This window comes from Rhodococcus sp. AC861, from assembly GCF_979256035.1.
Map to the genome: position 1 here is coordinate 308,148 of NZ_CEEDMW010000005.1, position 19,605 is coordinate 327,752.

General features: G+C 67.8%; 17 protein-coding genes. 14 read left to right on the forward strand and 3 right to left on the reverse strand.

The genetic code is table 11. From position 1 onward, the window contains the following. Positions 1 to 17 precede the first annotated feature (17 nt). A complete protein-coding gene (locus AC0IX4_RS17705) occupies positions 18 to 1,016 on the forward strand; it encodes an ABC transporter substrate-binding protein (RefSeq protein ID WP_471830190.1) in 999 nt (332 codons plus the stop codon). Positions 1,017 to 1,045: 29 nt separating this feature from the next. Here the strand turns inward: AC0IX4_RS17705 and AC0IX4_RS17710 are convergent, their stop codons facing one another. Then, a complete protein-coding gene (locus tag AC0IX4_RS17710; protein WP_235579452.1) occupies positions 1,046 to 1,783 on the reverse strand; it encodes a GntR family transcriptional regulator in 738 nt (245 codons plus the stop codon). A 177-nt stretch (positions 1,784 to 1,960) separates the two neighbouring features. On the opposite strand from AC0IX4_RS17710, the gene iolC reads away from it, so the two are divergent. The 5 genes from iolC to AC0IX4_RS17735 are packed head-to-tail and all read left to right on the forward strand — an operon-like array spanning position 1,961 to position 8,120. Beyond that, positions 1,961 to 2,977 (forward strand): 5-dehydro-2-deoxygluconokinase, encoded by a 1,017-nt coding sequence (gene iolC / locus AC0IX4_RS17715; RefSeq protein WP_042573139.1) that lies wholly within the window; start codon positions 1,961 to 1,963, stop codon positions 2,975 to 2,977. After that, positions 2,970 to 3,875, forward strand: a complete 906-nt coding sequence (locus AC0IX4_RS17720; RefSeq protein ID WP_042573138.1) for a Cgl0159 family (beta/alpha)8-fold protein — start codon at positions 2,970 to 2,972, stop codon at positions 3,873 to 3,875. Before iolC ends, AC0IX4_RS17720 begins: the two co-directional genes overlap by 8 nt. Continuing rightward, a complete protein-coding gene (gene iolB, locus AC0IX4_RS17725) occupies positions 3,872 to 4,744 on the forward strand; it encodes a 5-deoxy-glucuronate isomerase (protein ID WP_042573137.1) in 873 nt (290 codons plus the stop codon). The genes AC0IX4_RS17720 and iolB overlap by 4 nt, the downstream gene beginning before the upstream one ends. Positions 4,745 to 4,746: 2 nt before the next feature. Next, positions 4,747 to 6,699, forward strand: coding sequence for a 3D-(3,5/4)-trihydroxycyclohexane-1,2-dione acylhydrolase (decyclizing) (gene iolD, locus AC0IX4_RS17730; protein ID WP_471830194.1), 1,953 nt, complete (start codon positions 4,747 to 4,749; stop codon positions 6,697 to 6,699). A gap of 32 nt (positions 6,700 to 6,731) precedes the next feature. Further along, positions 6,732 to 8,120, forward strand: coding sequence for a D-alanyl-D-alanine carboxypeptidase family protein (locus tag AC0IX4_RS17735; protein ID WP_471830195.1), 1,389 nt, complete (start codon positions 6,732 to 6,734; stop codon positions 8,118 to 8,120). Between the two features lie 18 nt (positions 8,121 to 8,138). Here the strand turns inward: AC0IX4_RS17735 and yhjD are convergent, their stop codons facing one another. Together yhjD and trpS are read right to left on the reverse strand one after the other, a co-directional pair. Beyond that, on the reverse strand, positions 8,139 to 9,161 hold the full coding sequence (gene yhjD, locus AC0IX4_RS17740) for an inner membrane protein YhjD (protein WP_471830197.1): 1,023 nt from the start codon (positions 9,159 to 9,161) through the stop codon (positions 8,139 to 8,141). 5 nt (positions 9,162 to 9,166) lie between these two features. After that, complete coding sequence (trpS, locus tag AC0IX4_RS17745) at positions 9,167 to 10,210, reverse strand: tryptophan--tRNA ligase (protein WP_056069360.1); 1,044 nt, start codon at positions 10,208 to 10,210, stop codon at positions 9,167 to 9,169. A gap of 41 nt (positions 10,211 to 10,251) precedes the next feature. Here trpS and AC0IX4_RS17750 point away from each other — a divergent pair, with 41 nt between their 5' ends. From AC0IX4_RS17750 to AC0IX4_RS17785, 8 genes are all read left to right on the forward strand, one after another. Continuing rightward, on the forward strand, positions 10,252 to 11,298 hold the full coding sequence (locus tag AC0IX4_RS17750; protein WP_471830199.1) for an aldose epimerase family protein: 1,047 nt from the start codon (positions 10,252 to 10,254) through the stop codon (positions 11,296 to 11,298). Positions 11,299 to 11,424: 126 nt separating this feature from the next. Continuing rightward, positions 11,425 to 12,414, forward strand: coding sequence for an ABC transporter substrate-binding protein (locus AC0IX4_RS17755; protein ID WP_471830200.1), 990 nt, complete (start codon positions 11,425 to 11,427; stop codon positions 12,412 to 12,414). Position 12,415: 1 nt separating this feature from the next. Next, positions 12,416 to 14,074 (forward strand): sugar ABC transporter ATP-binding protein, encoded by a 1,659-nt coding sequence (locus AC0IX4_RS17760; protein ID WP_471830202.1) that lies wholly within the window; start codon positions 12,416 to 12,418, stop codon positions 14,072 to 14,074. Then, positions 14,071 to 15,162: an ABC transporter permease gene (locus AC0IX4_RS17765; protein WP_235579453.1), complete on the forward strand. Its 1,092-nt coding sequence runs from the start codon at positions 14,071 to 14,073 to the stop codon at positions 15,160 to 15,162. Before AC0IX4_RS17760 ends, AC0IX4_RS17765 begins: the two co-directional genes overlap by 4 nt. Beyond that, on the forward strand, positions 15,155 to 16,192 hold the full coding sequence (yjfF, locus tag AC0IX4_RS17770) for a galactofuranose ABC transporter, permease protein YjfF (protein WP_471830204.1): 1,038 nt from the start codon (positions 15,155 to 15,157) through the stop codon (positions 16,190 to 16,192). The genes AC0IX4_RS17765 and yjfF overlap by 8 nt, the downstream gene beginning before the upstream one ends. After that, the gene (locus AC0IX4_RS17775) at positions 16,189 to 17,217 is read left to right on the forward strand and encodes a LacI family DNA-binding transcriptional regulator (protein WP_471830205.1); all 1,029 of its coding nucleotides are present in this window, start codon (positions 16,189 to 16,191) and stop codon (positions 17,215 to 17,217) included. The genes yjfF and AC0IX4_RS17775 overlap by 4 nt, the downstream gene beginning before the upstream one ends. After that, positions 17,204 to 18,889 carry a ribulokinase gene (gene araB, locus AC0IX4_RS17780; protein ID WP_471830206.1) on the forward strand — a complete coding sequence of 562 codons (1,686 nt, stop codon included), beginning with the start codon at positions 17,204 to 17,206 and terminating at the stop codon, positions 18,887 to 18,889. Before AC0IX4_RS17775 ends, araB begins: the two co-directional genes overlap by 14 nt. Next, the gene (locus tag AC0IX4_RS17785) at positions 18,886 to 19,563 is read left to right on the forward strand and encodes an L-ribulose-5-phosphate 4-epimerase (protein WP_042573128.1); all 678 of its coding nucleotides are present in this window, start codon (positions 18,886 to 18,888) and stop codon (positions 19,561 to 19,563) included. Before araB ends, AC0IX4_RS17785 begins: the two co-directional genes overlap by 4 nt. Positions 19,564 to 19,605 lie beyond the last annotated feature (42 nt).

The following is a 19,605-nucleotide window of genomic DNA, read 5'->3' on the forward strand; positions in this document are numbered from 1 at the left end:
GCAGCAGGGGTTACCGCATGCGCAGCACGACATCACGACGACTCGCCTCGGCCGTCGCCGTCCTGGCACTCCTCTCGGCGGCCGGGTGCAGCAGTGATCAGGCATCGGACGCGGCGCCCGACGGCGACACCCCGACGGGCACCGTGACCATCGAACACGCGCTCGGCTCCACCTCGATCGACCGTGCCGAGCTCGGGCCCGACCCGCGCATCGTCACCCTCACGGCGCCCGCCGCAGACGCGGCACTGTCCCTGGGAATCCAGCCGGTGGCCTTCGCCTCGGACACGACGGGGGCAGCGGACGGCCGCTACCCCTGGCAGACCGAGCTGGCGGCGGACGTACCGCTCATCCCCGTCCCCGTCGAGGGCACCCTCCCCATCGAGGAAATCGCTTCGTACGCACCGGATCTCATCCTCGCGGACTTCGCGGCATCGACACCCACCCTGTACAACCAGTTGACCGCGCTGGCCCCGACCATTCCCGTCATCGGCGACACGGTCTCGCCGTACGACGCGTTGACGCGCGCTCTGGGCACGGCACTGGGTCGCGAGGACGACGCCGACACGGTGATCGCGGGGACGGAGACCGCCCTCGCCGAGGCCGCCGCCGAACTGCCCGGACTGGGCGGGAAGACCGCGCTGCTGTCACAGTACATTCCGGCCACCCAGCAGCTCGTCGTGGTCGCCGATCCCGACGACGGCGCCTCGGCGTTCTATCAGAAGCTGGGGATGACGCTGCCGCCCATCGAACTCCCGGCCACGGCCGGTAACCGGCTCGTCGTCGGGCCCGAACGCGTCGACGTCCTGAACTCCGACCTGGTGATCATCCTCGTGAACGGCGGTACCGCTGCGGAACTCGAAACGCTTCCCGGCTGGTCGGACCTGCCCTCGGTGCGCTCGGGCGGCATGCTGATCACGGACTACGCGACCATCGTCGCACTCAACACCCCGTCGCCGTCGTCGCTGACGTACGCACTCGGGAAGATCCGACCGATGCTGGAGTCGATCGCATCCTGAGTGTGGCGATGGGCAGGGCCGCGTTCCGGTCAGCGGTCGACGAGCGTCGTGTCGAAGTAGTACCGCGACGCCCGGTAGACGTGCGAGCCGTACTCGACCACCTTGCCGGAGTCGTCGAACGCGGTGCGGTGCATGGTGAGCAGCGGCGCCTTCGGCTTCTCGTCCAGGAGGTGCGCCTCGTCGCGATCGGCTGCCTTCGCCCCGATGCGCTGGCGTGCGAGCCTGATGTGCACGCCCTTGGTCCGCAAGGACTGGTAGAGACCGTGCGCCTCGAGCTCGACCGGCTCGGGCGCCACGTCGACGGGCATGTAGTTCACCATCAGGGCCAGCGGCTCGCCCTTCGTCAATCGCAGACGGCGCACCGTCACGACTTCGCAGTCCGGCACGATGTTCAGCTCACGAGCGACATCCTCGGTCGGCAGTCCCACCGAGTACTCGAGCAGCCTGGTACTGGGATCCTGACCGGCGCGCGCCAGGTCGTCGAAGAGGCTGGTGAGCTCGACCGGGCGATGCACCGGACTCTGCACCACCTGCGTGCCGACGCCCCTCTTGCGGACCAGGAGTCCCTTGTCCACCAGTTCCTGGATGGCGCGCCGCGTCGTCGGTCGTGACAGGTTGAGGCGCTTGGCCAGAGCCAACTCGTTCTCGAACCGATCGCCCGGAGCGAGGGTGCCCCCGAGAATTGCACCCTCGATTGCCTGCGCGAGTTGGTAGTAGAGGGGAACGGGACTCGACCTGTCGAGCTCCACGGCGAGTGGCTGACTCACGTACCAGCTCCGATCGCGATCGTTGTCGGGCGTCATCGTTCATGGGGGGGCGGCTGCCCGAGAAACGAGTGTAGGTGACGGGGCGCAATATGACGTCAAGTTAGAATGTCAGGACAAACTATTGACATCGCGGTGTGGTGCGGAGCACAGTGGTTCACGCACCCGCCCTCAGTCTCGATGGAGCCGACCTTGACCTCACCGCACCGCACCGAGTCACCCGGTGACGCCCGCTTCGACGTGCTGGCCATCGGCCGCAGCGGCGTCGACATCTACCCCCTCCAGGTCGGCGTCGGTCTCGAACACGTCGACACGTTCGGCAAGTTCCTCGGCGGCAGCGCCGCCAACGTCACGGTCGCCGCCGCGCGGCTCGGACGCCGCAGCGCCCTCATCTCCGGCGCCGGCAACGACCCCTTCGGACGCTTCGTCCGCAACGAGCTGGCCCGGCTGGGTGTCGACAACCGCTACGTCGTGCAGAACGACGAGTACGCGACCCCCGTGACGTTCTGCGAGATCTTCCCCCCGGACGACTTCCCTCTGTACTTCTACCGCAAGCCCACGGCGCCGGATCTGCAGGTGCGAGCTCAGGACATCGACCTCGACGCCGTCCGCGCCGCCTCGCTGTACTGGTCGACGGTCACCGGATTGTCCGAAGAACCCAGTCGCAGCGCCCATTTCGCCGCCTGGGAGGCGCGAGGACGCGCACCCCTGACGATCCTCGACCTCGACTACCGACCGATGTTCTGGCAGAGCCCCGCCGCCGCGACCGAGCAGGTACAGCGCGCACTCGGTCATGTCACCGTCGCCGTCGGTAACCGCGAGGAGTGCGAGATCGCCGTCGGCGAGACCGATCCGGACCGCGCCGCGGATGCACTGCTCGATCTCGGCGTCGAACTCGCCGTGGTCAAGCAGGGGCCCAAGGGCGTCCTGGGCAAGACCCGGACCGAGCGCGTGGAAGTGCCGCCGAACTTCGTCGACGTGGTCAACGGACTCGGAGCCGGCGACAGTTTCGGCGGATCCCTCTGCCACGGCCTGCTGTCGGGGTGGCCGCTCGAGAAGATCCTGCGCCACGCCAACGCTGCCGGCGCGATCGTGGCTTCGCGCCTCGAATGCTCCACGGCCATGCCCACCGCCGACGAAGTGTCCGCACTCGCCGAGGCTGCCCTCACCACCGACATCGAGGACGCACATGTCTGACACCCTCACCGCTGCCGCTACCTACGCCGACGTCACCGAGATCCGCGCGCACGACCCCGGCGCGATCGATCGCGCCTGGGCGAACCGCGTCACGCGCGACACCGTCCGCGGCGACGGTCGCCTGATGATCGTCGCCGCCGATCACCCGGCACGCGGCGCCCTGTCGGTCGGGTCCAACCCCACCGCGATGAACTCCCGTACCGAACTGCTCGACCGACTGCGGACCGCGCTCGCCGATCCGGGTGTCGACGGCGTCCTCGCCACGTCCGAGATCCTGGACGACCTGGTGCTGCTCGGAGCCCTCGACGACAAGGTGGTCATCTCGTCGATGAACCGCGGCGGCCTGGCCGGCGCCTCCTTCGAACTCGACGACCGCATGACGGGCGCGACGGCTGCGTCCACCGCGAAGGCACGGATGAACGGCGCGAAGATGCTCACGCGCATCGACCTCGACGATCCCGGCACGCTGGGCACCATGACCGCGTGCGCTCAGGCGATCGACGAGCTGGCCGCCGAGGGCCTTATGGCCATGGTCGAGCCGTTCCTGTCGTCGCGTCGCGACGGCAAGGTGGTCAACGATCTCCGCGCGGACGCGGTCATCAAGTCGATCCACATCGCCCAGGGCCTCGGATCCACCTCCGCGTACACGTGGATGAAGCTTCCCGTCGTCGACGAGATGGAACGCGTCATGGACGCCACCACGTTGCCGACGCTTCTTCTCGGCGGAGATCCTCAGACCGCACCGGACGAGACCTTCGCCAGCTGGGCACGAGCACTGAAGATTCCGGCTGTGCGCGGACTCATCGTGGGCCGCACGCTGCTGTACCCGGCCGACGGTGACGTCGCCACCGCAGTGGCCACCGCAGTCGAGATGGTGCGGGGCGGAGCCGACAAGTGAACAGCGAGTTCTACATTCCCGCGGTTCCCGGTGCCGGAGTCACCGTCACTCCGGAGAGCGCGGGATGGACCGAGTCCAGCTTGCGCACAGTGCTTCTCGCACCCGGCGAGTCCGTCGACCTCACTTCCGACGACGACGAGATCATGGTGGTCCCACTCCAGGGATCCGCGACCGTCACGTGCGGCACGGACGACGCCGCACTGGCCGGACGCGCATCGGTGTTCGACGGGCCGTCGGACTTCGTCTACGTCGGACGCGACAGCAGCTACACGCTGCGCAGCGAGAGCGGTGGCCGTTTCGCTCTGTGCGGAGCGCGGGCGACGAAGACTCTGCCGTTCCGGTACGTCCCCGCGGCCGACGTCAGCGTCGAATTGCGCGGCGCCGGGAACTGCAGCCGGCAGGTGCACAACTTCGGCACCGCCGACACCTTCGAGGCCGACTCGCTGATCGCCTGCGAGGTCATCACCCCGGGCGGCAACTGGTCCTCCTACCCCGGCCACAAGCACGACGAGGAGACCGAGACCGAGTCGGCGCTCGAAGAGATCTACTACTTCGAGATCGACCGCGGCAGAGACGGTTCCGAGGGTTTCGGCTACCACCGCGTGTACGGCACGCCGGAGCGTCCCATCGAGGTGCTCGAAGAGGTGCGCACGGGTGACGTCGTCCTCGTCCCGCACGGGTATCACGGGCCGTCCGTCGCGGCGCCCGGCTACCACATGTACTACCTGAACGTCATGGCCGGACCGGGCAGCGAACGCGCCTGGAAGATCGTCGACGATCCGGACCACACCTGGATCCGCAGCACATGGGAGGGGCAGGACATCGATCCGCGCCTCCCGCTCGACACAGCGCACCGAAAAGGAGCATGACGATGGTGTCCACCGCACCGATGTCACAGAGCAAGACCGAGAACGCCGAGCCCACCGTGCACCTCACGGTGTCACAGGCGATCGTGAAGTTCCTCGCGAACCAGTACGTCGAACGCGACGGTGAGCGGACCAGGTTCTTCGCGGGATGCTTCGGGATCTTCGGCCACGGCAACGTCGCCGGTCTCGGACAGGCGTTGCTGCAGGCCGAGATCGACGCGGTCGAGGCCGGAACCGAGCCCGAACTGCCGTACGTGTTGGGTCGCAACGAACAGGCGATGGTGCACAGCGCTGTCGGCTTCGCCCGTCAGAAGGATCGCCTGCAGACCTGGGCCGTCAGCGCGAGCGTCGGGCCCGGCTCGACGAACATGCTGACCGGCGCGGCTCTGGCGACCATCAACCGGTTGCCCGTCCTGCTGCTCCCTGCCGACACCTTCGCCACGCGCGCCTCCTCCCCCGTGCTGCAGGAACTCGAGCTCCCCTCCAGCGGCGACGTGACGGTCAACGATGCGTTCAAGCCGCTCTCGCGCTACTTCGACCGGGTGTGGCGTGCGGAGCAGCTGCCCGCCGCACTGCTCGGCGCCATGCGGGTCCTGACCGATCCCGTGGAGACCGGCGCCGCCACGGTCGCAGTCCCGCAGGATGTCCAGGCCGAGGCACACGACTGGCCGGAGTCCTTCTTCGCACCGCGCACGTGGCACGTCGCCCGTCCGCTGCCCGAGCGGTCCGTCGTCTCGCGCGCCGCCGAGATCATCCGATCGGCGAAGGCCCCGCTGATCGTCGCCGGTGGCGGCGTCATCTACTCCGGCGCCACGGACGCCCTCGCCTCGTTCGCCGCGCAGACCGGAATCCCCGTCGGCCAGAGTCAGGCCGGCAAGGGCTCCCTCGTCTACGACCATCCCCAGTCCGTCGGCGCCATCGGATCCACCGGGACGACAGCGGCCAACGCGCTGGCGACCGACGCCGACGTGGTCATCGGGATCGGTACGCGCTACAGCGATTTCACCAGTGCGTCCCGCACCGCGTTCACCAATCCGGACGTGAAGTTCGTCAACATCAACGTGGCGTCCATCGACTCGGTCAAGCAGGGCGGCTTGTCCGTCGTCGCCGATGCCCGCGAGGCACTCGACGCCCTGTCCGAGGCGCTGGCCGGCCATGAGGTGAGCGCCGACTACAGCGCTCGCGTCACCGAACTCGCCGCCGAGTGGGAACGCACAGTGTCCTCGGTGTACGCGGTCGACGACGACAACGTCGGGATGAACCAGAACCAGGTCATCGGTCTGACCAACTCGCTGTCGGATCCCCGCGACATCGTCGTGTGCGCCGCCGGTTCCATGCCCGGAGATCTGCACAAGCTCTGGCGGACTCGCGATGCCAAGGGCTACCACGTCGAGTACGGGTTCTCCTGCATGGGCTACGAGGTGGCCGGCGGCATCGGCGTCAAGATGGCCGCCCCGGACCGCGACGTGTTCGTGATGGTCGGCGACGGCAGCTACCTCATGATGGCCACCGAACTGGTGACCGCCGTGCAGGAGGGCGTCAAGGTCATCCTGGTGCTGGTCCAGAACCACGGCTTCGCCTCCATCGGCTCGCTGTCGGAGCAACTGGGCTCCCAGCGGTTCGGTACCGCGTACCGCTACCGGTCCGAGTCGGGTCGACTCGACGGTGGCGTCCTGCCCGTCGATCTCGCAGCCAACGCGCAGAGCCTCGGCGCCGACGTCATCCGCGTGAACACTGCGGGTGAGTTCGCCGACGCCGTCAAGGTGGCCAAGGCAGCGGACCGCTGCACGGTCATCCACGTCGAGACCGACCCGCTGATTCCCGCACCGGACAGCGAGTCGTGGTGGGACGTGCCCGTCAGCTCCACGTCGACGTTGCAGAGCACGCAGGACGCCTACGAGACGTATGCGGCGTGGAAGAAGATCCAGCGGCCGTACCTGCGGCCATCGGGCGACTGATCGCCGGGAGTCACCTCGTAGGGTGAGCGGTGATGAACACCTCACACCGGCGCCACCCGCGAGTACGGCGGTCCGCAGTCACCATCGCTGCAGTGGCGGTCCTCGCAGGTCTGCCGCTGGGTGTGTCGGGTGTCGCCGGGGCTCAGCCTCCGGCGACACCGACGTCGACACCGTTCCGCACGCCCGACACGGACGCATGTCCGCACCGTGACGTCCCCCCGCCGGCCATCGACGCGTCCGAGGTGCCGCTGCCCGGCGACGCCGATCCCGCGCCGGTCCCGGTGCCCGATCGGGCCGTCGGTGGCGACGAACTCGCGGCGTGCGGGGTGATCACCGCGGATGCAGCACCCCCGCTTCCCGCCGACATCTCCGCTGCGGGATGGGTTCTGACCGATCTCGATACCGGCACGGTGATCGCCGCGAAGGACCCTCACGGTCGGTATCGCCCCGCCTCGACCATCAAGGTTCTGCTCGCGCTCGTCGCTCTCGACGAACTGGACCTCGATCGCACCGTCACGGCCACCGAGGACGACGCGCAGGCCGAGGGCAGTGCCGTCGGCATCGGAAAGGGCGGCGTCTACAGCGTGCGGCAACTCCTACAGGGACTCGTCATGGCGTCGGGAAACGATGCGGCGCATGCCATCGCTGTGCAACTGGGCGGTCTGGACGTGGCTGTCGACAAGATGAACGCGAAGGCCCGCGACCTCGGCGCCACCGACACGCGCACCGCCTCGCCCTCGGGCCTCGACGGACCCGGCATGGCGTGCTCGCCGTACGACCTGGCGTTGATCTTCCGGGCGGCGATGGACAATCCGGTCTTCGCGGAACTGGTTGCCACGGAGTCCGTTCCGTTCCCCGGGTATCCGAAGGACTCGTCCAAGCCGGACAATCCGTCCCGGCCGGACGAACCCGGTGTGCCCGTGAACCCCGATCTCGAACTCAACGAGGACCGGCCGGGTTTCGTGTTGGCGAGTGACAATGCCCTGCTGTTCAATTACCCGGATGCCCTCGGTGGCAAGAACGGCTACACCGACGACGCACGCCAGACCTTCGTCGGGGCGGCCGAGCGTGGCGGACGCCGACTCGCCGTCTCGCTGATGAACGCCGACGTCCTCCCGATCAGACCGTGGGAACAGGCAGCGCGCTTACTCGATTACGGCTTCGCGCAACCCGTCTCGACCGGCGTCGGCACGTTGGTGTCCCCCGGCGACACCGACGCGGCGACCGACGACGAGACGACACGCACCCCGACGACCGCCGCTGCGCCCACGAAGGGGCTGTCGACGGATGCGCGGGGCGGCGCCTACCCGGGAGTGACCGACGACAACGACACCGCCATCCGAGTCGGCGTGGGCGCGCTCGGTCTGATCGTCGTCGTCGGCCTGGTGCTGTGGGCGCGGCGACTCACACGACGCCCCTGACCGGACACTATTCTCCGGTCAGCGCCTGCGGCGGTCCCGCCACCCACCGATGCCCAGCAGGGTGACGACGCCGGCGCCGACGAGCGCCGCTGCACCCGCCGGCGACACACCCTCACGAACGATGACCTGCGGGGCGATCACGGCGCTGTCCGGCACCGGTGTCGACGCGAGCGCCACGTTCTCCGTCGCCGTCGCAGCCCAGGCGGTGGAGAAGAGCAGGAAGCGCGAGGTGGTGAACGCGAACACCAGGATGCCGATGATGGGACCGAAGGTCGCACCGGCCGGACCGGACGTCACGCTTTCGAGGTAGACGGCGCCGACCTGCTTGAAGATCTCGAAGACGACGGCGGCCATCAGCGCAGCACGCGCCGCGCTGCGCACGGTGACGGGTTCACGGGGAAGGCGGGCGATGACCCAGACGAACAATGCCCAGGTCGCCGCGATGGCCAGGACGAACGAGACGATCTGCACGGCGACACCGACACCCGGAATACCGTCGAGTCCGACGTAGCGCAGCAGCGTCGGCAGGATGGACCCGCTGGCCAGCGCGGAGAGTCCGAGGGAGATCACCAGGGCCAGTCCGAGGCCGACGAGCGCGCCGAAGTCCTTGACCTTGGTGGACAGGAAACTGCCCGCCTCGTGCGGGGTCTCCCACATCGCGGTGAGCGCTTCCCGGAGATTGGCCGTCCATCCCAGTCCCGCGTACAGAGCGCCGAGCAGTCCGATGACGCCGACGCTGGCGCGCGACTCGATCGCCGTCTCGACCAGTTCGTTGATCGTGGTGCCGAAGCTACCTGGCACGTTCTCGGAGATCTGAGTCTGCAGTTCCGTCAACAGTTCGGGTCTCGATGCCAGCACGAACCCGATGATCGCGAACGCCACCATCAGCAGCGGGAACAGGGCCAGCACACTGAAATAGGTGATGCCGGCCGCGTAGTAGTCGCCCTTCTGGTTCTGGTAGACCGATCCCGCTCGCGCGAGATGGTCGAACCAGGGCCATTCACGCCGGCGTCGTTCGATGATCGCTGCGAAGTCCGGCATGGAGCTCAGCCTTTCGGTGGAAGGAATCCGACCTTGTCGTACACCTGCGCGAGTGTCGCCGAGGCGATCGAGCGTGCGCGCTCGGCCCCGACCTGCAACAGCCGGTCCAGTTCGGCCGGGTCGTTCATGTACTCGGTGAATGATGCGCGCACCGGCGTGGAGAACGCCGACACTGCGTCCGCGGTATCGCCCTTCAGGTCACCGTATCCCTTGCCCACATAGCCCTCGACCAGTTCCGCGACGGGTGTGCCGCTCAGCGCCGACTGGATGGTGAGCAGGTTGCTGACACCCGGCTTGGCCGAGGTGTCGAACCGGATCTCCCGTTCGTTGTCCGTGACGGCCGACCGGATCTTCTTGGCCGACACCGCGGGGTCGTCGAGGATGTCGATGCGCCCCGACACGCCCGACCCGGACTTGCTCATCTTCGCGGTGGGGTCCTGCAGGTCGTAGATCTTCGCGATGCCGGTGACGATGTGCGCCTCGGGCACCACGAAGGTCTTGGAGAAGCGGGTGTTGAAGCGGTGGGCCAGGTCTCGCGTCAGTTCCAGATGTTGACGCTGGTCCTCACCGACCGGGACGCGCTGAGGACGGTAGAGAAGGATGTCCGCTGCCTGCAGCACCGGGTAGGTGAAGAGGCCGACACTGGTCGCATCGCTCCCCTGCTTGGCCGACTTGTCCTTGAACTGCGTCATGCGGCCCGCCTCACCGAAACCGGTGATGCAGTTGAGGACCCACGCGAGTTGCGCGTGTTCCGGCACGTGCGACTGCACGAACAGAGTGGAACGGGACGGGTCGATTCCGACGGCGAGAAGCTGCGCTGCCGCGCGACGGGTGCGGGCGCGCAGTTCCTTCGGATCCTGCGGCACCGTGATGGCGTGCAGGTCGGGGATGAAGTAGAACGCGTCGTACTCGTCCTGCAGCTCGACCCACTGCCGGACCGCGCCGAGGTAGTTGCCCAGATGGAACGAGTCCGCGGTGGGCTGGATGCCCGAGAGCACTCGTTGCCGCCGCGTGGTCGAGGGACTGTCGGTCGCCGTGTCCGTCGTCATGATCTACAGATTCAATCACCTCCGCCCGTAACGTCTGCGCGATGACTCCCGGATACGACGGCTACGACCGTGCGACCTCCTCCCCCGACGCCGTGACGATCGGATCGGCTCCGGGGATCGAGGTCGACGTCCTGCCGTTCGGTGCCACCCTCCAACGCATGTCCGTCACCGGTGGAGACGGACGACGTCGCGACGTGCTGGTCGGTGTCGCGGACGAGTCGGGGCTCCGCGCCTCGGGCGATTACCTCGGCTCCACCGTGGGCCGCTACGCCAATCGGATCGCCGGGGGACGCTTCGAGCTCGACGGCACCGACGTCGAGGTGACACTCAACGACGGGGACAACCACCTGCACGGCGGGATCGACGGTTTCGACTCCCGCACATGGACCGTCGTCGATCGTTCAACGGACTCGGTGGAGCTCGAGCTGGTCAGCCCGGACGGCGACCAGGGATACCCCGGCGAGCTGCGCGTCCGAGCGCGCGTCACGGCGGGACCGTCCACGGTGCGCCTGGAACTCGTCGCCGTGACGGACAAGCCGACCGTGGTCAATCTGACCAACCACGCGTACTTCGATCTGGCAGGTGAGGGCATCGACGACCACACGCTGCAGGTGGACGCGGCTGCCTTCGTTCCGGTGGACTCCGCGGGCATCCCGACCGGGGGCACTGCCGAGCTGAGCGGGACAGCACTGGACCTGCGCACGCCACGTCGCCTCGGCGACGTCTCCCGCGCGGACGACCCCCACGTCCTCGCGACACGGGGCGTGGATCACAACTACGTGCTCGACGGAAAATTCGCCGACGACGGATTGCGCCGGGCCGCTCGACTGATCTCCGGCGTCTCCGCGACCTCGCTGGAGATCTGGACCGATCAGCCCGGACTGCAGGTGTACACGGGCAACTTCCTGGACGGGAGCACCGTCTCCCGGCGGGGACGCGCGATCCGCCAGGGAGACGGGATTGCTCTCGAGCCTCAACTGTTCCCCGACAGCCCGCATCACGACACGTTCCCGTCCGCGGTGCTGCGGCCGGGCGAGACCTACCGGTGGGTCACCGAATACCGATTCGGCAGCGCTGACGGACTCTGAACAGGGCGCCGATGTGAGCGTTCACATTTCTCGTGGTCAATGTTTGCCAAAGCCTTGACGCGGTCCAATGTTAACGCTCACACTCTGTGTCACGCGTCACACGAGGTGGCGACGACGGAGGAGAACATGATGGCGTCGAAGAAGGTCGTAGCGGCGAGTGTGCTGTTGGTGAGCGGAGCCTTGGCCCTGAGTGCGTGCGGTAGTAGCGGTGGTGATTCCTCGAGCGGCGGAACGGTGCTCGGCTTCTCCCAGGTGGGTGCGGAGAGCGGCTGGCGGACCGCGAACACGACGTCCATCCAGAGCGCGGCGACGGACGCCGGCGTCGACCTCAAGTTCTCCGACGCCCAGCAGAAGCAGGAGAACCAGATCAAGGCGATCCGCACCTACATCCAGCAGAAAGTGGATGTCATCGCCTTCAGCCCCGTGGTCGAGACCGGATGGGAACCCGTCCTGCAGGAAGCCAAGCGCGCCAACATCCCCGTGATCCTCACCGACCGTTCGGTCGACACCACCGACGAGTCTCTCTACGCCACCTTCCTCGGCTCCGACTTCGTCGCCGAGGGCGTCAAGGCCGGCGACTGGCTCGTGCAGAACAGCGCGACGTCCGACGTGAACGCCGACGGCCGCATCAACGTCGTCGAACTCGAGGGCACCACCGGCGCAGCACCGGCGATCGACCGCGCCGAGGGCTTCCGCGACGCCATTTCCTCTCAGCCGTCCATCTCCATCTCCGCCTCGCAGACCGGTGACTTCACGCGTGACGGCGGCAAGCAGGTCATGGAGTCGTTCCTCAACTCCGACAAGAACATCGACGTCGTCTACTCCCACAACGACGACATGGGCCTCGGTGCCATCGAAGCCATCGAGGCAGCCGGACTGGTCCCCGGAAAGGACATCAAGATCATCACCGTCGACGCGGTGAAGGACGGCATGCAGGCACTCGCCGACGGCAAGATCGACTTCATCGTCGAGTGCAACCCGCTGCTCGGACCGCAATTGATGGACCTGACGAAGAAGGTCGTCAACGGCGAAGAGGTGCCCAAGCGCGTCGTCACCGAGGAGACCACGTTCACCCGCGACCAGGCAGTATCCGTGCTCGCCGACCGCCAGTACTGACATGAGCATGGAGGTGATCGTTCCGCCGCGCTCGACGGCCACAGCGCCGATCGTGGAGATGAAGGACATCTCCATCACGTTCGGAGCCGTTCGCGCCCTCGACGGTGTCTCTCTCCGCCTGTTCCCGGGAGAGGTGCACTCGTTGATGGGCGAGAACGGAGCCGGCAAGTCCACCCTGATCAAGGCCCTGACCGGGGTCTACTCGATCGACAGCGGCACCGTGACGGTCGGCGGGACGCAGCAGGAGTTCGCGACTCCCGCCGCCGCGCAGGCCGCCGGTATCAGCACCGTCTACCAGGAAGTGAACCTGCTCCCGAACCTCACGGTCGCGGAGAACATGTTGCTCGGACGCGAACCGCGTCGCGCCGACAGGTTCTCTGCGGCGCCGGCAGCCGTGCGCTCGGCACTCCGAGCGATCGGCGGCATCGATACCCGCGCGATGAACCGCCGCGCCCGCGCCACACTCGACCGCCTCGGGCTCGACGTGGATCCGTCGTCGGTCCTCGGCGATCACCCCATCGCGGTCCAGCAGCTGATCGCGATCGCCCGCGCCGTCGACGTCGACGCCCGCGTGCTGATTCTCGACGAGCCGACGTCGAGTCTGGACAAGGACGAGGTGGAGACGCTCTACGGCGTCATCGAACGACTGCGGTCTGCAGGCACAGCCGTCGTCTTCGTGTCCCACTTCCTCGATCAGATCTACCGGATCGCCGATCGGATGACGATCCTGCGCAACGGCCGCTTCGTCGAGGAACGCATGGTTGCCGACACCCCGCAGTTGCACCTCGTTCAGCTGATGATCGGGCGCGAGCTCGACCTTCTCGACAGGCTGGACGACCGCGCACCCGTCGTCGTCGATCCCTCCAGCGAGCCAGTCATGGAAGTGCTCGGTGTGGGACGCAAGGGCGCCCTCGAGGCCACCGATCTGCGTCTGTACGCCGGACAGGTCGTCGGTGTCGCCGGGCTGCTGGGGTCCGGGCGGACCGAGCTCGCCCGGCTTCTCGGCGGTGCCGACCGTTCGGACAGCGGATCCATGACCGTGCATGCCGTCTCCCGGCGGTTCCGCACCCCGCGCAATGCCGTCGATCAGCGGGTCGCGCTCACCAGCGAGGACCGCAAGGCGGACGGTGTCGTCGGCGACCTCACGGTGGCCGACAACATGATGCTGGCTCTGCAGGCGAAGCGCGGCTGGATGCGACCCATCCCCCGCTCTCTGCGCGCTCGGTTGGTGCAGGAGTACATCACCGCACTCGACATCAGACCGAACGATCCGGATGCGTTGATGCGCAACCTGTCGGGCGGCAACCAGCAGAAGGTGCTGCTCGCCCGGTGGCTCGTCACCGAACCGGAACTGCTGATCCTGGACGAACCCACCCGCGGGATCGACATCGGCGCCAAGGCTCAGATCCAGTCGCTCGTCGCCGATCTCGCGTCGCGCGGAATGTCCGTCGTGTTCATCTCCGCCGAGCTCGAGGAAATCCTGCGGCTCAGCGATCGCATCGTGGTCATGCGCGATCACCGCAAGATCGACGAACGCGTCAACGACGGCGTATCCGTCGGTGACGTTCTCGCCACCATCGCCGCCGGTACACGCACCGACGAGGTCGTCGAGACCACCTCGGCGCCTGTCGACGCCGCAGACAGGAGCCTCGCACCGTGACCGCCACCCTGGGTGTGACACCCACACCCTCGCAGCCGACGCCGGACCGCCCCGCGCCGTCCCGCATCAGATCGCTTCCGTCCCACCCGGTCTTCTGGCCGTTGATCGCCCTGCTGGTGCTCGTGGTGATCAACGTGATCGTCACACCCGGCTTCCTCGACATCCGCATCGTCAACGGCGGCGTGTTCGGCAATCCCGTCGACATCGCCCGCAACTCGGCCCCGTTGATCCTGGTGGCCGTGGGAATGACGCTGGTGGTCGCGACCCGGGGCATCGACCTGTCCGTGGGTGCGGTCGCGGTCATCGCGGCGGCTGTCGCGTGCACTCGGATCGTCGCCTCGCCCGACGAGAGCGCCGCCTCCACCGTGATCATGGCCGTCGCCTGGGCACTGGGCGCCTGCCTCCTGCTGGGACTGTGGAACGGACTGTTGGTGTCCGTCTTCGGCATTCAACCCATTATCGCGACCCTGGTGCTCATGGTGGCCGGCCGCGGTCTCGCCATGCTGGTGACGGACGGTCAGATCACCACCGTTGCCGACGGCGCCTTCGGGTTCCTGGCCTCGGGCATCGTCCTGGGCCTGCCGGTCGCGCTGCTCATCGCTCTGGCCGTCGTGGCCGTCACCGTGCTGATCACGCGCCGCACCGCGCTCGGAATGCTCGTCGAAGCGGTCGGCATCAACCCCGAAGCGAGCAGGCTCGCCGGAGTGCGGTCGCGAACGATCGTCTGGACGGTGTACGTGTTCGCCGCGCTGTGCGCCGGCATCGCGGGCCTGATCATCGCCGCCAACACCAATTCCGTGAACGCCAACAGTCTCGGTTTGTGGATCGAGCTCGACGCGATCCTCGCCGTCGTCATCGGCGGCACCGCCCTCACCGGTGGACGGTTCTCCCTCGCCGGCACCGTCGTCGGTGCGCTCCTCATCGGAACGCTGACTCGCACCATCACCAACGTGGGCATTCCGTCCGAGGCGAACTACCTCTTCAAGGCACTCGTCATCATCGTCGTCTGCCTCCTGCAGTCACCCCGCGCCCGTGCCTCTCTGCGTACGCTCCGCCCCACCAGCCGGAAGGCCCGCGCTCATGAGTGACCTGCTCACGCACCCTCCCACCGGATCACCCGCTCCGGCCGCGAGCCACGGCACCTGGGACCGCGTCCGCCGGTACTCGCCGCCCTCGCGGTTCCTTCCTGTCATCGCGACGTTCGCCCTTCTCGTGGGACTGTTCGGCATCGGCGAGATCCGCTACCCCGGTTTCGCCGACCCCCAACTGTTCCTGTCCCTCTTCATCGACAACGCGTTCCTGATCGTGCTGGCCGTCGGCATGACCTTCGTCATCCTCACCGGTGGTATCGATCTCTCCGTCGGATCCGTCGTCGCCCTCTCGACGATGATCGCCGCTCGCACACTGCAACTAGGCTGGTCCCCGATCCTGGTCATGGCCACGGTGCTCCTGTGTGGAACGTTGCTGGGCACCACCATGGGAATCCTGGTGCACTATCTGCAGATCCAACCCTTCGTGGCGACCCTCGCGGGCATGTTCCTCGCCCGCGGCCTCTGCTACATGATCGGTGTCGAGTCGATTCCGATCACCGATTCCACGTTCAGCGCCATCGCGTTCGGCGTCGTCGAACTCCCCGGTGGCTACTCCGTCACGTGGTCCGTCGTCATTGCGCTCGTCACGGTCGCCGTCGCCGCCTACGTGCTGGCGTGCACCCGCTTCGGCCGCTCCGTGTACGGCGTCGGCGGCAACGAGGCCTCCGCCGTCCTGATGGGCTTGCGCGTCGCGGTTGTCAAAGTGGGCGTGTATGCGATCAGCGGCTTCTGCGCCGCTCTCGGCGGTCTGCTGTTCGCCTTCTATGCACTGTCCGGCTACAGCCTGCATGCCGTCGGAATGGAGCTCGATGCCATCGCCGCCGTGGTCATCGGCGGCACTCTCCTGACCGGCGGACGTGGCTATGTCCTCGGATCCGTCGTCGGTGTGCTGATCCTGGGCGCCATCCAGACCTTCATCGCCTTCGACGGGACCCTGAGCTCCTGGTGGACCCGCATCACCGTGGGCGCGTTGCTCCTGGTCTTCGTGGTCGCTCAGCGCCTGCTGAGCATGCGGCGGCGGGCATGACGACCGAGGCCGACGGGCGCGCCCCCGTCATGGCCGACGTCGCGCGGCTCGCCGGCGTCTCGCACCAGACGGTCTCTCGGGTAGTGAACGGTCAGAACAACTTACGACCCCAGACTCGCGACCGAGTGCAGAAGGCCATCGACCAGTTGGGGTACCGCCCCAACCGCGCCGCACGAGCGTTGGTGACCAAGAAGTCCGCGACCATCGGCATCATCGGCTCGAAGCTCGGGTTCTGGGGACCGAGTGCGACGCACCGCACCGTGCAGAGCGCCGCTCGCGAGGCCGGCTACTCCGTCAGCGCGGTGAGCCTCACGACGCTCTCCCGCGAGGAACTGGTCGCGGCGATGCACCACCTGCACGACCAGGGCGTCGAGGGCATCGTGCTCATCGCGGCGACGGACGACGCCGTCGCCGCGGCCCGCTCGGAGGAGTCCGTCGTTCCTGTCGTCGTGGTGGAGGGCGACCCGCTCACCTCGCGCTGGACCGTGGGCGTCGATCAGAAGGGTGGCGCACGGATGGCCACCCGCCACCTCGTCGACGCGGGCCACCACAAGATCGTCCATCTCGCCGGACCGCACGGATGGGCCGAGTCTCGCGCCCGCGAGCAGGGATGGCAGGACGTCCTCGACGAGCACGGTCTGCCGTGGACACCTCCGCTGCGGGGCGACTGGTCCGCGCGCAGTGGATACGAGTGCGGCCTGCGCCTCGCATCGGACACCTCCGTGTCTGCGGTGTTCTGCGCGAACGACCAGATGGCGCTGGGACTTCTGCGAGCCTTTCACGAGAGCGGTCGCCGGATACCCGAGGACGTCGGCGTGGTCGGCTTCGACGACATCCCGGAGGCCGCTTACCTGATTCCCCCACTCACCACTGTCGGACAGAACTTCACCGAGGTCGGTCGACGAGCCATCGAGATACTGCGTGCGGCCCTCGACGACACACCGGCCCCCGAGACTCGCATCGAACCCGAGCTGATCGTCCGAGCGAGCAGCACCACACCAGGAGAGCGCCATGACAACGGCTGACCATACCGAGACCTATACCGTCGGAGTCGATTACGGAACCCTGTCGGGACGCGCCGTCGTGGTGCGCGTGTCCGACGGAGCCGAACTGGGCACCGCGGTCCACGACTACGAGCACGGCGTCCTCGAATCCACCCTCCCCGGCGGGAACGTCCCTCTGGGCGACGCCTGGGCACTGCAGGTTCCGCAGGACTACCGCAACGTTCTGCGCAATGCCGTGCCGGCGGCTCTCGCGTCCGCCGGCGTGCGGCCGGAGCAGGTGGTCGGCATCGCCACGGACTTCACGGCGTGCACCATGGTCCCCACCCTCGCCGACGGAACTCCGCTCTGCGAGGATCCACGCTTCGTCGACCGTCCGCACGCCTACGTGAAGCTGTGGAAGCACCACGCTGCACAGGACCAGGCGGATCGCATCAACGCGCTCGCCGCATCGCGCGGCGAGACATGGCTCCCCCGGTACGGCGGGCTCATCTCCTCCGAATGGGAGTTCGCGAAAGCACTGCAGATCCACGAGGAAGATCCCGAGATCTACGACGCGCTCGATCGATGGGTCGAAGCCGCGGACTGGATCGTGTGGCAACTGTGCGGCACGTACGTCCGCAACGCCTGCACCGCCGGCTACAAGGGAATCCTGCAGGACGGCAAGTACCCGTCGGCCGAGTTCCTCACCGAACTCGCTCCGGGCTTCGGCTCCTTCGTCGAGGACAAGCTCGACCAGCCGATCGGCGAACTCGGCTCGCGCGCAGGCTCGCTGACCGCGGAGGCGGCCGGATGGACCGGCCTGCCCGAGGGCATCGCGGTGGCCGTCGGCAACGTCGACGCGCACGTCACCGCCCCCGCGGCGCGGGCGGTGGAACCCGGCCGCATGGTCGCGATCATGGGTACCTCGACCTGTCACGTGATGAGTGCCGATGTGCTGCGCGAGGTTCCGGGAATGTGCGGAGTGGTCGACGGCGGCATCGTCGCCGGTTCCTACGGATACGAAGCGGGACAGAGCGGGGTGGGCGACATCTTCGGATGGTTCGTGCGCACCGGCGTTCCGGCGGACTACCGGGACGCCGCCGAGGCCGCCGGGGAATCGATCCACGATCACCTGACCCGGTTGGCGTCCGAGCAGGAGGTGGGCGAACACGGCCTCGTCGCTCTCGACTGGCACAGCGGCAACAGGTCGGTCCTCGTCGACCACCGACTCTCGGGCCTCGTCGTCGGTACGACACTCGCGACGCGCCCCGAGGACATCTACCGTGCGCTCCTCGAGGCCACCGCCTTCGGCACCAGGGTCATCGTCGAGACGTTCCGCGCCAGCGGGGTGCCCGTCGAGGAATTCGTCGTCGCGGGAGGCCTCGCCCGTAACCCGCTGCTGATGCAGATCTACGCCGACGTGCTGCGGATGCCGTTGTCCGTCATCGGCTCCGACCAGGGCCCCGCCTTGGGCTCGGCCATCCACGCGGCCGTCGCCGCCGGCTGCTACCTCGACGTGCCGACGGCGGCGAAGTCGATGGGACGCGTACGCCGAGGCGCCTACGTGCCCGACGACGCGCGATCCGAGGCGTACGACGCCCTGTTCGCCGTGTACTCCGAACTCCACGACCACTTCGGTAAGGACGTATCCACGATGAGACATCTCCGATCGCTCCGCGGCGACGCGTTGGCACGGAAGGCGGCCGCACGATGACGATCGTCGACGACGTCCGCACCGCGGTCACCGCCGTGCGCCGTGACGTCTGCGCACTGCACGCCGAACTGGTGCGGTACGGACTGGTGGTGTGGACGGCCGGCAACGTCTCCGCGCGGGTGCCGGGACAGGACCTGTTCGTCATCAAACCCAGCGGGGTCTCCTACGACGACCTGACACCGGAGAACATGGTGGTGTGCGACCTGGACGGCGCCGTCGTCGAGGGTGACCATGCTCCGTCGTCCGACACGCAGGCCCAGGCGTACGTCTACCGACACCTCGACCACGTCGGTGCGGTCGTCCACACGCATTCGCCCTATGCGGTGGCGTGGGCGGCGCGCGGTCAGGCGATCCCCGTCGTCACCACGATGTGCGCGGACGAGTTCGGCGGCGACATCCCGGTCGGACCGTTCGCCGCCATCGGCGACGACTCGATCGGTCGGGGCATCGTCGACACGCTCCGGGAGAGCCGGTCACCGGCCGTCCTCATGCAGAACCATGGTGTGTTCGCCGTCGGCCCGACCGCTCGGTCCGCCGTGAAGGCGGCCGTGATGTGCGAGGACGTCGCCCGGTCGGTACACCTCGCACACCAACTCGGCCAACCGCTGCGCATCCCGCCCGCCGCCGTCGACGCCCTGCACGAGCGATATCAGAACGTGTACGGCCAGCGCTGATCGACAGACCGTCTCCACTTTCCGCTCCACCCGTTCTCGCCG